Origin of the sequence: Phenylobacterium sp. LH3H17, from assembly GCF_024298925.1 — a bacterium.
Classification (GTDB): domain Bacteria; phylum Pseudomonadota; class Alphaproteobacteria; order Caulobacterales; family Caulobacteraceae; genus Phenylobacterium.
In genome coordinates, this window is the sequence record NZ_CP101283.1 from 2,546,812 (window position 1) to 2,561,394 (window position 14,583).

14 protein-coding genes and 2 tRNA genes are annotated in these 14,583 nt (G+C 68.4%); 5 read left to right on the forward strand and 11 right to left on the reverse strand.

The features are described 5' to 3' along the window. Positions 1-18: 18 nt before the first annotated feature. From M9M90_RS12630 to M9M90_RS12640, 3 genes are all read right to left on the reverse strand, one after another. Entirely contained in the window at positions 19-570 is a 552-nt protein-coding gene (locus M9M90_RS12630) for a DUF2497 domain-containing protein (RefSeq protein ID WP_254833587.1), read from the reverse strand. A gap of 135 nt (positions 571-705) precedes the next feature. After that, on the reverse strand, positions 706-2,178 hold the full coding sequence (locus M9M90_RS12635; RefSeq protein ID WP_254833588.1) for a TolC family outer membrane protein: 1,473 nt from the start codon (positions 2,176-2,178) through the stop codon (positions 706-708). A gap of 122 nt (positions 2,179-2,300) precedes the next feature. After that, positions 2,301-2,870 (reverse strand): protein-L-isoaspartate O-methyltransferase, encoded by a 570-nt coding sequence (locus M9M90_RS12640; protein WP_254833589.1) that lies wholly within the window; start codon positions 2,868-2,870, stop codon positions 2,301-2,303. A 177-nt stretch (positions 2,871-3,047) separates the two neighbouring features. On the opposite strand from M9M90_RS12640, the gene M9M90_RS12645 reads away from it, so the two are divergent. Then, positions 3,048-3,121 (forward strand) — tRNA-Cys (locus tag M9M90_RS12645). Positions 3,122-3,235: 114 nt separating this feature from the next. Beyond that, positions 3,236-3,487 (forward strand): hypothetical protein, encoded by a 252-nt coding sequence (locus M9M90_RS12650; RefSeq protein ID WP_254833590.1) that lies wholly within the window; start codon positions 3,236-3,238, stop codon positions 3,485-3,487. Between the two features lie 7 nt (positions 3,488-3,494). Here M9M90_RS12650 and M9M90_RS12655 read toward each other — a convergent pair whose 3' ends face one another. The 7 genes from M9M90_RS12655 to M9M90_RS12685 form a co-directional block, all read right to left on the reverse strand. Next, positions 3,495-3,878, reverse strand: coding sequence for a cytochrome c (locus M9M90_RS12655; protein WP_254833591.1), 384 nt, complete (start codon positions 3,876-3,878; stop codon positions 3,495-3,497). A gap of 8 nt (positions 3,879-3,886) precedes the next feature. Beyond that, a complete protein-coding gene (locus tag M9M90_RS12660; RefSeq protein ID WP_254833592.1) occupies positions 3,887-5,482 on the reverse strand; it encodes a flavin monoamine oxidase family protein in 1,596 nt (531 codons plus the stop codon). 138 nt (positions 5,483-5,620) lie between these two features. Continuing rightward, positions 5,621-6,799: a cyclopropane-fatty-acyl-phospholipid synthase family protein gene (locus tag M9M90_RS12665; protein WP_254833593.1), complete on the reverse strand. Its 1,179-nt coding sequence runs from the start codon at positions 6,797-6,799 to the stop codon at positions 5,621-5,623. A gap of 2 nt (positions 6,800-6,801) precedes the next feature. Further along, the gene (kynA, locus tag M9M90_RS12670) at positions 6,802-7,590 is read right to left on the reverse strand and encodes a tryptophan 2,3-dioxygenase (RefSeq protein WP_254837124.1); all 789 of its coding nucleotides are present in this window, start codon (positions 7,588-7,590) and stop codon (positions 6,802-6,804) included. Positions 7,591-7,604: 14 nt separating this feature from the next. Next, positions 7,605-8,834, reverse strand: a complete 1,230-nt coding sequence (kynU, locus tag M9M90_RS12675) for a kynureninase (RefSeq protein WP_254833594.1) — start codon at positions 8,832-8,834, stop codon at positions 7,605-7,607. Next, positions 8,831-9,190, reverse strand: coding sequence for a DUF6285 domain-containing protein (locus tag M9M90_RS12680; protein ID WP_254833595.1), 360 nt, complete (start codon positions 9,188-9,190; stop codon positions 8,831-8,833). The genes kynU and M9M90_RS12680 overlap by 4 nt, the downstream gene beginning before the upstream one ends. Continuing rightward, positions 9,187-10,179: a phosphotransferase family protein gene (locus tag M9M90_RS12685; protein ID WP_254833596.1), complete on the reverse strand. Its 993-nt coding sequence runs from the start codon at positions 10,177-10,179 to the stop codon at positions 9,187-9,189. Before M9M90_RS12685 ends, M9M90_RS12680 begins: the two co-directional genes overlap by 4 nt. Before the next feature lie 104 nt (positions 10,180-10,283). Between M9M90_RS12685 and M9M90_RS12690 the strand changes: the two genes are divergently transcribed. Both M9M90_RS12690 and M9M90_RS12695 read left to right on the forward strand, forming a co-directional pair. Beyond that, positions 10,284-11,621, forward strand: a complete 1,338-nt coding sequence (locus M9M90_RS12690; RefSeq protein ID WP_254833597.1) for an acyl-CoA dehydrogenase family protein — start codon at positions 10,284-10,286, stop codon at positions 11,619-11,621. A gap of 88 nt (positions 11,622-11,709) precedes the next feature. Next, positions 11,710-12,606 (forward strand): alpha/beta fold hydrolase, encoded by an 897-nt coding sequence (locus M9M90_RS12695; protein WP_254833598.1) that lies wholly within the window; start codon positions 11,710-11,712, stop codon positions 12,604-12,606. Here the strand turns inward: M9M90_RS12695 and M9M90_RS12700 are convergent. Continuing rightward, complete coding sequence (locus M9M90_RS12700; RefSeq protein ID WP_254833599.1) at positions 12,603-14,012, reverse strand: Mur ligase domain-containing protein; 1,410 nt, start codon at positions 14,010-14,012, stop codon at positions 12,603-12,605. The two genes, M9M90_RS12695 and M9M90_RS12700, sit on opposite strands and share 4 nt — an antisense overlap. Before the next feature lie 292 nt (positions 14,013-14,304). On the opposite strand from M9M90_RS12700, the gene M9M90_RS12705 reads away from it, so the two are divergent. After that, a tRNA-Asn gene (locus M9M90_RS12705) sits at positions 14,305-14,380 on the forward strand. Positions 14,381-14,583: the final 203 nt, after the last annotated feature.

Here is a 14,583-nt window from a genome sequence, read left to right on the forward strand (position 1 = left end):
TCGATTTGGGCGGGACGCCTAGCGCCCGCGGGCGATGCGCTCGACTTCCTGGTCCACGGTCGCCTGGACGATCTGCGGCAGGTTGTCGTCCAGCCACTGCTTGAGCATGGGCCGGAGCAGCTCGCGCACCACGTCTTCCAGGGTACGGCCCTCTGCCGGCATCTGGATGGACTTGGAGAGCTTGCCGAAGGCCGAGGCCGCGGCGGCCGCGGCGATGTCGCCGACCAGGCCCTGGCTGGGCGGCACGGGCGGCGGCTCGTAGGCCGGCTCCGGTTCCGGCTCGGGCTCGGGCTCGTAGGCCGCCAGCGGCTCAGGTTCAGGCTCCGGCTCGGCCGCGCCGGGGGTGTAGACGTCGAGATCGCCCACCTTCTCGGTCAGCTCCAGGACGCCATCATCCTCGGGCTCAGGCTCGGGTTCGGGTTCGGGCGCCGGCGCGGCGGCGACCTCGGGCTCGGCCTCTTCCTCAGCCGGCGCAGCCCCATCTGCGGGTGCGTCATCCTCCGAGATAATGCGCCGGATGGAGGCCAGGATCTCCTCCATCGTCGGTTCTTGCGAAGTCTGGTCGGACATATGCTGGGCCGTCGCTGGAGCGATGAAAGAATCCGTACGCGTCACGGTAGGCGCGTGCAGGTGATCCTGCAATTTCCGCCAAGCTTCGCAAGCGCGTATTCGCCTGTCAGGCGAAGTCTTGCGGCGAATGGCCGCTTACTTCGGCGCGGTCGGCGCAGCCTCCATGGGCTTTTCGACCGGCTTGGGCGTCAGCACCCCGTCCACGATGGCGATCGGCTCTTCCCACGGCACCCAGCCCCAGGTGAAGCGGAGTTTGGAGAAGTTGACCTTCGGGTCGTAGCGGGTGACGGCGGGGGTGAGGTTCGGCGCCTCCAGCCGGCCCATCTGGGCCAGGACATTGGTGGCGGCCACGTATTCGTCGCGGCGCGCGCTGACCTGGGCCAGTTCGGCGGCGCGCAGCTCCTGCTCGGCGTTCAGCACGTCGAGAGTGGTGCGCAGGCCGACCTGCTGTTCCTGGCGGGTGCCTTCGGCGGCGATGCGCGCGGCGCGGACCTGCTCGTCGCTGGAGCCGATATTGGCGCGGGCGGCGATGAGCTGGCTCCAGGACTGGGTCAGCCCCTGCAGCACCGTGCGCCGGGCGGTCTCGACGCCGATTCGGTCGGCGTTGTTGCGCTCGATCTGCGCGCGGACCCGCGAATTGGTCAGGCCGCCAGTGAACAGCGGCACGGTGAGCACGGCCGAGCCCTGGATATTTCGGGCGTAGTCCTCGGTCTCGAGCGGATCGGCCTGGCCGTTCCAGCCGACGGTGCCGCGCAGGGCGAGGCTGGGCATGCGTTCGGCGCGGGCGCCGGCCAGGCGGGCGCGGCTGGCCTGCTGGGCGTATTCGGCGCCGCGGATCTGCGGGCTGGAATTCTCGGCTGTGTCGAAGGCCTGGGCCACGTCGGTCGGCAGCAAGGCCGCAAGCGAGGGCTCGGGCGCCAGGTCGCCGGGATTCTGGCCTACCACGGCGGCGTAGTTGGCGCGGCTGATGGCGAGCTGGGACTGAGCCTGGGAAAGCTGGAACTCGGCGGCCGCCCGGCGTGCCTCGGACTGGGCGACATCGGTGCGGGTGATCTCGCCCACATCGAAGCGGGCCTTGGATTCGTCGAGCTGGCGCCCCAGGACGCGGACGTTCTCCTGGCGGATGCGCAGGGCCTCGATGTCGCGGCGGGTGTCGACATAGGCGGTGATGACATTGGCCAGCACCTGGGCCTCGATACGGCGCAGGTTCTCGCGGCCGGTCAGGATGTCGGCCTCGGCGGCGGAGACCGCCGCGGCGGTGCGCCCGCCGGTGTAGAGCGGCTGGGTCAGGCTGAAGCCGGCCGCGCCGGAATTGCCCTCGATCGGCCCGAACACCCGCACGCCGTTGATCACGCGGCCGCCCGGCGTCCGGTTTTCGTCGTAGTTGCCCTGGATGCTGGCGGAGAGTGTCGGCCGGTAGCCCGTGCGCGCCTGGACGTAGCTTTCGTCCAGAGCACGCTGCGAGGCGCGCTGGGCCTGCAAGGTCGGGTTGGAGTCGTAGGCGAGCGCGATGGCCTCGGCCAAGGTTTCGGCGGAGGCCGGGACGGCGCAGCCAAGGCCCGCGACACAGACCGCAGCGAGCAAAGCTCCGCGACGACTATTGAACATGCTTATCCCCGAAACGGCGTAGTGAGACCGCGCCCTATATGACCGGCGAAAACGTCGCGGACTAGAGGCCGCGACCTTAAGCTTTTTTCACGCCAAGGTTTCGAGTGTGTTTCACAACCCGGTCAGAAGGCGAAACCATGTTGCGGTTCAAAGCCTTCCAGGATCGGAGCCATGGCGTCGAACAGGGTTCTCCGACCCACGCCGTCCTCGGCGCGGACGTATAATGCGGCCTTTCCGGTGACGTTTTCGCGCTCGATCACACCCAGGCGGCCGCCTAGGGCCAGGGCTTTGGTCCAGGCCACGGGCGCCTTGGTCACCGCGCCCTCGACCACGACGATGTCGTAGTCGGCGTCCGGCACGACGGTAAGGTCGGCGCCGGCGAGGTGGTCGACGCTCAGTCCCATATGCTCCAGCACGGCGCCGGCATAGGGCGCGGCGATGGCGAGGGCGCGCTCGCCGGCCTTTGGCTTGAGCGCCTGGAGGAGCTTGGAGACCTCGCGCGGGCGAAGCAGGTAGCGGCCCGGCGCGTAGGGCACATCGGCGTCGGTATAGGCCTGGAAGGCCTTGTCGGGCGCGAACTGCTCGCGGGGGATGGCGCGCATGGCGTCATGGATCCGCACGTCGGTGACGTCGTTTGCGCGAACCTGGCTCTCGACCATGTTCAGCCGTGCGGCGGCGAAATCTGCGGCCATGGGTCCTCGGACGATTCCTGGCGGGTTGAATTCGAAGTGCGCTTATAGGTCGCCGCCCTTGGCGAAGGCAATGCGACGGGTCCGCGCTTAACCGTAACGCAACACGCTTGCGGCAGAGATTGCCCCCGGCGGGACGTTCTGTTAGCGATCCGCCCTCTCCGGCGAACAACCGGCGGCGGCCTGATGGCGGAGTGGTTACGCAGCGGACTGCAAATCCGTGCACCCGAGTTCGATTCTCGGTCAGGCCTCCAAATTTCCTCGCGACATCCCGACCCTTGCGTACTGTGAAGTGACGCCGATTGAGCGGCGTCAAAGCGCGTGCGCCGGCGACATGCTGAGAGACGGGCGCAAGCAGGAGCGCGATCATGCCGAAGCCGAACACCCAATCCGTGGCCGCCCCGGCCGAAAAAACCTTCCAGGAAGGTTTTGAGATCTGGAAGGCGGGCTGCGACATCTGGCTGGCCTATCTGGCGCAGCTTCCGACCATCCGCACGCCAGCGGCCCTGATGGAGGCCAACACCCGCCTGATGGCCCAGAGCTTGAACATCTGCGGCCTGGCCACCGGCGAGTTGCTAGTCGACGCCGGCGTGCGCGAGCCGACCCTCAGCGACGGCTAGCCGCCGGCTAGTGAGCCTGTAGCGTCGCCTTGGGCTGTTCCCGACGGCCACTGCGCAGGGCGGTCACCTGGGTCGGATTGATGGGCTTGCCCCTATTGCCCCAGGACGCGCGCACGTAGCTGAGGATGGTCGCGATCTGCAGGTCGGTCAGCTCGGCCTGGAAGGACGGCATGCCGCCGCGCCCTTGCAGCACCCGGCCGATGGCCTCCTTGGGGTCGCCCTGCACGGTCTTGCTGCCGGCCAGCGCCGGGAAGGCGCCGGGTATCCCCTGACCGGTCGGACGATGGCAGGCGGCGCAGTTGTCCTTGTAGAGGCTGGCGCCGTCGGCGGCGGCGGCCGATTGGGCGCAGAGGCTCGCGGCGACGACCGCAAGCACGGGTACGATACGCATGGCTCCCCTCACGCGGCGTGCACACGGGCGTGGAGCTTGGCGATCTGCTGCCAGGCGCTCTCGATCCCGCCGGCCTGCCAGCCGGTCATGTAGCTCATGTGCTCGCCGGCCAGGTAGAGCCGTCCATCGGGCTCACACAGTATGGGATAGGCGCTGGCGCGGCTCTCCTCGCTCCATTCGGCCCAACCGCCGAGGTTGTGCTCGATCAGGTGCCAGGAGGCGGAGAAGGCGCTGTCGATATTCTCGGAATAGCCGGGGAACACCCGGTCGCCGGCCCGCCCCGCCAGGGCGCGGCGCTCGGCGGGCGAAAGCGCGCTGACCTTCGCGGCCTGGGCGCCGAAATTGTAATAGCCCAGCAGCACGCCCTTGCGGCCCTGGAAGCCGGTGGACGGCAGGGTCATGCTGTTGATCTCGGGGTCGTCGAAATAGACGTGGCCGCCATAGATGTGGTGGTCCTCTTCCCAGAACCGCCGCTTCATCTGCAGGCCGATCTTGCCGACCAGGGCGTAAGACACCTTCCCGATCGCCTCCTTGAAGGGCTTGGACACCTGCACGTCCATCTGGCGCAGCACCGAGAGCGGGATGGTGCAGATGCAGTAGTCGGCCTTGAGCGTCCCGGCCTTGCCGTCGCCGTCGACGAAGGCGACCTCCACGCCCTTGGCGTTCTGCTTCAGGCTCTTCACCTGGGTGGAATACATGATCAGCTTGCCGATGGCGGTTTCGAAGCCCTTGGCGATCCGGTCCATGCCGCCGACCGGCTGGAACATGGTCCTCTGCTGTTCGTAGCTGCTGACCGAGGCCAGGGTGCGCCAGGCGCCGGAGTGCAGCACGTCGGTGAAGCTGTTGGGAGTGGACGGCTTGCCGGGCCCGGGATCCATCAGGGCGCCGGGCGGCAGGTCGAAGCCGCGGCCCTCCGCGCCCCTGTAGGCCAGATCCTTGGTCAGATAGCCTTCCTGGACCACATAGGCGAGGAACTGCTCGCGGTCCTCGGCGGTCATCTGCTGGTCGAGCGCCCCTTGCTTGATCGACTTGGCGAGGATCTCGGCGGCCCCGCCGCGGATGTCGGCGGCCACCTGGCCCTTGCGGATCGGCTTGCCGGCCAGCGGGCCCTTTCCACGGCCGAACATCAGGTAGGAGGCGTCGTTGTCGTTGACGAACACCTCCAGCGGAATGTTGAATTCCTTGGTGTAATGCAGGGTCGACTGGTGGTGATAGGGGATCCGCCAGGGGCCGTGATTGATGTAGTTGCCGTCGTCGAAATCGCAGACCTGGGTCTCGCCGCCCAGTTCGGTCAGCTTGAAGCCCTTGCGCGCCGTCTGACAGCGGCCGCCGGCGAAGTCGCGGGCCTCGATGACCGTGACGTCGTAGCCCGCCTTGGAGAGTTCATAGGCCGCCGTCAGGCCGGCGACCCCGGCCCCCAGCACGGCGACCTTCTTGCCGCCGCCCCCGGACAGGGTGGGCGGCGCGGCCTGGGCCGAGGCGATCCCGAACCCCAGGGCGCTCATCCCGGCCAGCAACAGGCTGGACCCGCCAACCCCACCAAGACCTTCCAGAAAGGACCGGCGCGATACGCCCAGCCCGGCGGCCAACAATCCACGATCCATAATGTCCCCAACCGCTTTGCAATGGGATGCAGGGAGCAGATGAGCACGTCAGGCGGACAATCGCTATTTCGTTAGATTGGATTCTGGGCGGTGGATTGGCGCTCCGGCGCCCAAAGGCTGGGCGGCGGCGGTCGCGGCTTAGGCGCGCATATAGTCCCGCGTGATCGGCAAGGCGTCGACGCGCCGGGCGAGCTGGATCTGGAAGACCATGTGGCCGCCATAGCGGAAGCCCATCTCCGCCGAGGCCAGGTAGAACTCCCACATGCGCCGGAACCGTTCGTCATAGAGGGCGGGAATCTCCGAATCGGCCAGGAACCGCAGCCGCCAGTTCTTCAGGGTCTCGGCATAGTGCAGGCGCAGGATCTCGATGTCGGTGATCCAGAGGCCCGCGTCCTCGACCGCCGAGACGATCTCCGACAGGCCCGGGATGTATCCGCCGGGGAAGATGTACTTGTGGGTGAAGGCGTTGGTCAGGCCCGGTCCCCCTGCCCGGCCGATGGCGTGGATCACCGCCGTCCCGTCGTCGGCCAGCAGGCGTTTGACGGTCTCGAAATACTCGCGGAAATGCGGCTCGCCGACGTGCTCCAGCATCCCCACCGAGACGATGCGGTCGAAGGGGCGATCGAGGTCGCGATAGTCCTTCAGCTCGAAGGCGACCTTGTCGGCGAGGCCGGCCTCCTGGGCCCGGCTCCGGGCCAGTTCGAGCTGCTCGACCGATAGGGTGACCCCGGTGACCTGGGCGCCGTGGTCGCGGGCGAGGGTCATGCCCATGCCGCCCCAGCCCGAACCGATGTCGAGCACGCTCATGCCCGGCGCGATCCGCAGCTTGGCGGCGATGTGCGCCTTCTTGGCCGCCTGGGCCTCTTCCAGCGTCATGTCCGGGCGGGCGAAATAGGCGCAGGAATACTGCATGTCCGTGTCGAGGAAGCGCCGGTAGAGGTCGTTGGACAGATCGTAGTGGTGGGCGACATTGCGGCGCGCGGCCGTGCGGTCATTGGCCTGCTGGATCTTGCGCTTGATCGCCCGCCGCATGCGCTTGAGCCACGAGCCGCGGCCCTTGAGGCCCCGGCTGCCGCCCCTGCCGACGATTTCCAGCAGATCCCACAGGGTCCCCTGCTCGATGACCAGGTCGCCGTCCATATAGGCCTCGGCCAGGCCGAGGCTGGGATTGGCCACCGTCCGCCGCACGCCCTTGCCGGTGAAGCGGATCACCACCGGCGTTCCGGTCCCGTCCCCGGCCCGCTTCGAGACGCCACCGGGCAAATGGACGGTGAGGTCGCCGACCTTGATCATGCGGCTGAGCAGAGCGTCGATCATGCTCAGAGCGCCGTCCGCACCTTGAACAGTTCCGGGAAGAACGAGCCCTCCAGGGCCTTGGCCAGATAGGCCGCGCCGGCGCTGCCGCCGGTGCCCTGCTTGAAGCCGATGATGCGCTCCACGGTCTTCAGGTGGGCGAAGCGCCATTGCTGGAAGCGGAACTCCAGGTCGACCAGCTTCTCGGCCAGTTCGTAGAGGTCCCAGTAGCGCTCGGGGTCGCGATAGACGGCGATCCAGGCGGCCTCGACGGCCGGATGCTCGGCGTGGGGTTCGCGCAGGTCGCGCTCCAAGAGGTCGGCGGGCAGGTCGAAGCCGCGCCGCGCCAGGAGGTGGACGCACTCGTCATAGAGGCTGGGCGCGGCCAGGGCCTCGGCCAGCAGGGAGTGAACCTGCGTCCCCTCGTGGACGCGGAGCATGGCGGCGTCCTTGGCCCCCATCAGGAATTCCAGCATCCGGTACTGGAAGGACTGGAAGCCCGAGCTCTGGCCGAGGTGCGGGCGCAGGGCGTGGTAGTCGCTGGGGGTCATGGTGCCCAGCACGTCCCAGGACTGGATGAGCTGGCCCTGGATGCGGCTGACCCGGGCGATCATCTTGAAGGCCGGGCCCAGGTCGTCGTCGCGGATGTGCTGGCGCGCGGCCGACAGCTCGTGGATCGAGAGCTTCAGCCACAGCTCCGAAGCCTGGTGGATGATGATGAACAGCAGTTCGTCGTGCTCGTTCGAGCGCGGGCGCTGGGCCGACAACAGGGTGTCGAGGCCCAGATAGTCGCCGTAGCTCATCGGCGGCGGGATGTGGAGTTTGTCGCTCATGTCACCGCCGCGATCTCATGGAACCGCGCCTCGCGCCACTGCCCTTTTTGCATGATGTCGGCCAGGACCTCCACGGCGTCCCAGACGTCGGCGTAACCGACATAGAGCGGGGTGAAGCCGAACCGCAGGACGTCGGGGGCGCGGAAGTCGCCGATGACCCCGCGGTCGATCAGGGCCTGCATGATCGGATAGCCGTGCGGATGGGTGAGCGCCACCTGGCTGCCGCGCTGCGTCGCGTCGCGGGAGCAGCCCAGGCCGAACTCCGAGCAGCGGGCGAGCGCCAGGTCGAGGAAGAGGTCGCCCAGGGCCATGGACTTGGCGCGGATGTCGGCCATGTCGACCCCGTCGAACACGCTCAGAGCCGCCTCCAGCGCCGTCAGGGCCAGGACCGAGGGCGTGCCGCAGAGGCCGCGCAGGACGCCCTTGGCCGGGGCGTAGTCGTCGCCGAAGGCGAAGGGCGCCGCGTGGCCCATCCAGCCGGTCAGCGGCGACTGGAAGCCGTCCTGCAAGGCCTTGGCGACGAACAGGAAGGCCGGGGCCCCGGGGCCGCCGTTGAGGTACTTGTAGCCGCAGCCGACGGCCAGATCCGCCCCGCAGCCGTTGAGGTCGACGGCCAGGGCGCCGGCTGAGTGGCTGAGGTCCCAGAGTGCGAGCGCGCCGGCCGCATGAGCCTGGGCGGTCAGCCGGGCCATGTCGTGGACCCGGCCGGTCTTGTAGTGGACGTGGGTCAGCAGAAGCAGGGCAACGTCTTCGGTGAGCGCGGCTTGCAGGCCGGCCGGCTCGACCGCCCGCAGCTCCACATCGCCCATGAGGTCGCGCAGGCCCTGCAGGATGTAGAGGTCGGTGGGGAAGTTGCCGGGCTCGGTGACGATGACCTTGCGGCCCGGCCGGAGCTTCAGCGCCGCGGCGGCCAGCTTGAAAATGTTCACCGAGGTGGAGTCGGCGGCGATCACCTCGTCGGGCGCGGCCCCGATCAGCGGGGCGATCCTGGCCCCTACCCGCGTCGGCAGGTTGATCCAGTCGGCGGTGTTCCAGCTCTTGATCAGATCCCTGCCCCACTCGGCCTGGACGGCGGCGTCCAGGCGCGGCTTCACGGCGCGCGGCAGGGCGCCCAGGGAATTGCCGTCGAGATAGATCTGGCCCGGTGTCAGGTCGAACAGGGCGCGGCGCCCTGCCAGCGGATCGGCGCGGTCCAGGGCCACGCAGTCGGCGCGGCTTAGGGTCATCGGGAGGGTTCGGGGGCGTAGTTCGGCTGGTCGATGGCGATCTGCTCGACGATGTTGGCCTTGAGCGCCGCCAGCAGGCCAGGCGTGTCGCGGTCCATCTCGCCGTCGCGCAGCTTGGCGCAGAGCTCGGCGTTCAGCTCGGACAGCGAGCCCCCGTGGCCCAGCAGGCCGGCCAGGCGCGCCGTGGCGGCGGCCTCGGCCTGCGGCCCCAGGGTCAGCTCGCGCTTGACCACGCTCAGCACATTGGCCGCCACCCGGGCCAGGAAGGCGTCGCGGGGCGGCAGGCCCGGTCGCACGGAGTCGATCCAGCGGGCCACCGCCTCCACCAGCTCGTCGGCGCGGGGGTTCTCGATCACAGGCCGTTCTCCATCAGGATGACGAGGTCGATCTCGGTTTCCGAAACCCGGCGCCCGATCATCGGCCGTTCGACCGAGGACTCGGCGCCGGTGGCGTAGCTCGCATACATCATCAGGCACATCACCCCCCATTTCAGGGAGCCCAGCGCCTGCCACTGGAGCACGCGCGAGAGCGGGACCTCTGCCCCCCCGCCCGCCGCGTAGCCGTCCAGCAGGTCGGCATAGTGGCCGAAGCCGCCGACCGGCAGCTCTGCCTTCCCGAACCGCCAGGAATTGACGCAGATCCAGGACAGGTCCTCGGCCGGATCGCCGTAGTGGGAGAGTTCCCAGTCCAGCACGGCGGCGACGCCCTTGTCCGGATCGATGATAAGGTTCCCGTTCCTGAAGTCGCCGTGCAGCAGCACCGGCTCGACCGGCGGCGGGGCGTGTTTCTTCAGGTGCTGGAACGCCAGTTCCAGGATCGGCCGCTCGGCGCCCGACTGGCGGTAGACCGCCTCGTAGCGCTCCAGTTCGCCCAGGAAGTCGACGGTCTTCAGCGGCAGGTCGGCCTTGGCCGAATGGATCTGGGCCAGGATGCCGCCGCACTGGCGCGCCAGGCTGGGGCGCACGGCGTCGAACCGGGGGTCCATGACGATCTTGCGGCCCAGGGTCTCGCCGGCGATGCGGCGCGTGATGTGGGCCTCGCCCAGGCCGTCGTCGGGGCCTGCCAGGTGGACCAGGGGCGCCACCGGGGCGCCCGTCCCATGGGCCGCCACGATCAGGGCGGCCTCGGTGGCCAGCGAGACCGAGCGCGAGGCGTCCTCGTCGATGGGACCGCCCGGCCGGCGGCGCAGGATCATCTCCTGGCGGCCCCCCGGTCCGGCTACCGCGAAGGCCCAGGTTTCCATGCTGGCGCCCCCTGAAAGGCGCTGCAGGTCCTCGATATTTCCGCCGCCCTCCGCGAGGCGGGGGGCCAGCCGCGAAAGGCTTGAAAAAATGGTGTCTTCCATGACGCCGGGGAACCTTTGTCGTGATCTAATCCAACGATCTGCAGCGTTCGGCGCCGGCTTGTAAACGGCCAAAAAGACGTCGGCCCGTATCGGAGGAAACACCCATGGATTTCAGCATCAGCCCGGAACTCGAAGCTTACCTGGGGGAACTGGACGCCTTCATCGAGGCCAAGATCAAGCCGCTGGAGCAGAAGGACGACAACATCCGCTACTTCGACCATCGGCGCGAATACGAGCGCACCGATTGGGACGCCGGCGGCCTGCCGAAGAAGGAATGGGAAGAGCTGCTGGGCCAGGCCCGCAAGCTCGCCGACGAGGCCGGCCACCTACGCTATGCCTGGCCCACCGAGATGGGTGGCAAGGGCGGCTCGAACCTCGACATGGCGGTGATCCGCGAGCACCTGGCCGCCAAGGGGCTGGGCCTGCACAACGACCTGCAGAACGAGCACTCGATCGTCGGCAACAACCCCTTCATCCTGATGTTCAAGGAGTTCGCCACCAACGCCCAGTACGACCGCGACGGCGCCAAGCTGCTGGCCGGCCAGATGCGCACGGGCTTCGGGCTGACCGAACCCAACCACGGCTCGGACGCGACGTTCATGGAGACCACCGCGGTCCGCCAGGACAAGGACGGCAAGCCCGGCTGGCTGATCCGCGGCGAAAAGATGTGGACGACCGGCATGCACGTGGCGACCCACGTCATGGTCTTCGCCCGCACCAGCGGCAAGGACGGCGACGCCGCGGGGATCACCTGCTTCATCGTGCCCGCCGACACCCCCGGCGTGAAGGTCGAGGAGTATCTCTGGACCTTCAACATGCCCACCGACCACCCGCGGGTCAGCTTCACCGACGTCTGGATTCCCGAGGACAGCTACTGGGGCCAGATCGACCGCGGGCTGGGACTGGGGCAGAGCTTCGTGCACCAGAACCGCATCCGCCAGGCCGCCTCATCCCTGGGCGCGGCGGTCTTCTGCGTCGAGGAGAGCGTGAAGTACGCCCGGGCCCGCAAGCCGTTCGGCAAGCCGCTGTCCGACAACCAGGGCATCCAGTTCCCGCTCGTGGAGTTGGCGACCCAGTGCGAGATGCTGCGCCTGCTGATCCGCAAGACCGCCTGGGACATGGACCGGATGGAGCACAAGGAGATCGAGCGGACGATCTCCGACAAGGTCTCCATGTGTAACTACTGGGCCAACCGCCTGGTCTGCGAGGCCGCCGACCGGGCCATGCAGGTGCACGGGGGCATCGGCTATTCTCGCCACAAGCCCTTCGAGCACATCTACCGCCACCACCGCCGCTACCGGATCACCGAGGGCTCGGAGGAGATCCAGATGCGCAAGGTCGCCGCCTTCCTGTTCGGCTATCTCGGTCCCAAGCGGGCGCAGTTCAAAGAGGCGGAGGCCGCCGCCGGCGAGTACGTGCAACCCATCCCGGCCCGCCACTAACCGGCGACCACGGAGATTTTATCTCGACCTGATGTCGGGCCGGCCGCTCGCCGTTCGTCGTTCCAGCGTAATTAGCTGGATGATTTCGATGATCGAACCGGTACGGCCAGGCCTGAGCCGTCGGCTGCTGCTCGCCTCGGGCGTGGCGGCGGCCGCCGGTCTTGGCGTCAGTGAAAGAGGATTTTCCATGGAGACCAAGGAACGCAACGGCGGCTACGCCGAAGTCGACGGCCTGCGCGTCTACTACGAGCGGCATGGCGCCACGAGCGGAACGCCGATTGTGCTGCTGGCCGGCGGCGCGATGGCGATCGACACCGCGCTCGCCGCCGACCTGATCCCGCGGTTCTCCAAGACCCGGCCCGTCATCGCCGTCGAGCCGCAGGGCCATGGCCATACCGGCGATCGTCAGGGTCCGATCCGACTGTCCCGGTTGGCCGATGACGTGGTGGGCGTGCTGGATCACCTCGGCGTGGCCCGGGCCCACCTGGTCGGCCACAGCCTGGGCGGAATGATCGCGACGGAGGTGGCGATCCATCATCCGGCGCGCACGGCCAGCCTCACGGCCGTCAGCGTGACCTACAATCTCGACGGCATGCAGCCGGAACTGGCCAAGCTGCAGCGGGGCGAGATCCAGGAACCAACGGCGGAGCTGGCGCCCCTGCTGCCGACCGAGGCCGACTTCGCCGCCTGGGAAGCCAACCATCGCAAGCACAACCCCGATCCTGAGAGCTTCTTCCCGATTCTGGAGCGCCTCAACGTCATGCTCACCACATGGGAGGGGTGGAGCCCCGCCCAACTCGGCGCGATCACGGCGCCCACCTTGCTGGCCATCGGCGACAACGACTTCACCCGGATAGAGCATGCCGCGGAGATGAAGCGACTGATCCCCGGAGCCCAGCTCGCGGTCCTGCCGGGCACGACCCACATGGATATCTTCCAGCGCGGCGCCTGGCTGGAACCGCTGATCGCCGCGCGGATCGGCTAGGCGGCGACGGCTTCGCCGTACAGCCTGTCGAACACCGGCGGCAGGCTGTCGGGCAGGCCCAGCAGCGGGCCCGACGAAAGCAGCAGGACGGCTTCGTCGCCGCGCAGGTCCGACAACGCGGCGATGACGTCGTCGGCGGTGGTCACGCCCCGGACCGCCACGCCCGCGGCGGCGGTGCGCGCGACGATTTCCTCGTGGGTCGACTGATGATGGCTGGCCGCCCCGTGAGTGGGCGGCGGGATCATCAGCACCTGGGCCGCACCGTCGAACACCGTGTCGTACCAGCTGAGCGCATCGCGGGAGCGCCAGGAGAAGGTGTGGGGCTCGAAGACCACGATCAGCGGCCGGTCCGGATAGTGCAGCTGCATGGCCTCGATGGCCGATCGCGCCTTCTCGTATGAGGAGCCGAAGCCCTCGATCAACGGGACTATCGAGGCCGCGGTCAGGCGGTCCAGCCGCCGGCGGATGCCGCCGAAACTCTCCAGGGCGCGGGCGAGCTGGTCGGGGCTCACCAGGCCGCGCTCCAGCAGATAGGCCGCCACGCCGACGATGTTCTCCACATTGTGGGCGCCGAGCAGCTGGGTGCGCAGGGCGATCTCGCGGCCGTCCGGGGCCACCAGGACGAAGCTGGTGGTCTCTCCGAACGTGACGTCGCGGCTGAACCAGCCGTCGCAGGGGGCGGTGTCGTACCAGACCACGCGGGCCTTGGTGTGATGGGTCACCGCGCGGATCGCGGGATGTTCCCGCAGCATGGCCAGGCCGCTCATGGGCAGGCCCTGCAGCAGCTCGAGGAAGGGCGCCTCGTAGTCCGCGAAGGTCGGGAAGACGTTGACGTGGTCGTGGATCAGCGAGGTCAGCAGCAGGTGCTGGGGATGATAGAGGGCGAACTTGGACCTGCGGTCGGCGCCGGAGACGATGTACTCGTCGCCCTCCAGCACCACCTGCCCGGCCCCCCAATGTCCGGTCTCCGGCAGGGAGGGCGAGATGGCCCCGACCATCCAGCCCGGATCGGTCCCGGCCTGGCGCAGAATGTGGGCCATGAGCGCCGTGCAGCTCGACTTGCCGAAGGAGCCGGCCACCACTGTGACCTCGCGGCCCAGGGTCGCCTCCCCCAGCATCTCGGCGAAGGTGGTGACCCGCACGCCGCGGGCGCGGGCGGCGATCACCTCGGGATTGGCCTCGGCGCCCAGCTTGGCGCTGGTCCCCAGCACCAGGACGTCCAGTTCGGCCGGGAGATTCGCCGCGTCGAATCGGCGGTGGAAGGGAAAGCCCAGGCCTTCCACATAGGTCGACATCGGCGGGAAGACATCCTCGTCGGAACCCGAGACCTCGTGGCCGGCGTCGCGCATCAGGAGCGCGACCGCGCTCATCCCCGCCCCGGCCATGCCCGTGAAATGGATACGCATTCCGTCTGCTCCCGGACCGCTCGCCGCGCCGGCCCTGACTAGCGGAGATCGCCCCGCCGCCTCAAGGCCCGCCTGCCCCGCGCGGCGTTTTGGAGCAGGCTCCGGCAGGTCTTAACCTTCGCTTAACCATGTTGGCGGAACCTGACGTCGTCTTCCCCGGAAGACACCCCACCATCACCGACTTCGTAAAGCCCGGCCTCGGCCGGGCTCTTTTTCTAAGCATGCCATGCGACACGATATCCATGGCTTGCGCGCCCGCCCGACGCGACGTATATCGCCGCCTCCAAGGTGATCCCCGATAGCTCAGCTGGTAGAGCAGTCGGCTGTTAACCGACTTGTCGCAGGTTCGAGTCCTGCTCGGGGAGCCATTGGAACTTTTAGGCGCACAGAGCCGCCTCGTTCCTAGAACCGCGCAGAGACCGAGACCGACGGACGCCAGTCCTTGTCGCGTCGACCGGTCGCGAGCGACGAACTCCTGAGCACCATCGAGGAGACCTTTTCGGAACCCAGGGCGGCGGCCTCGAAAGCCTGGCTTGAGGTACCCCCGCAGCCGCATGGGCCGCCGGAACGC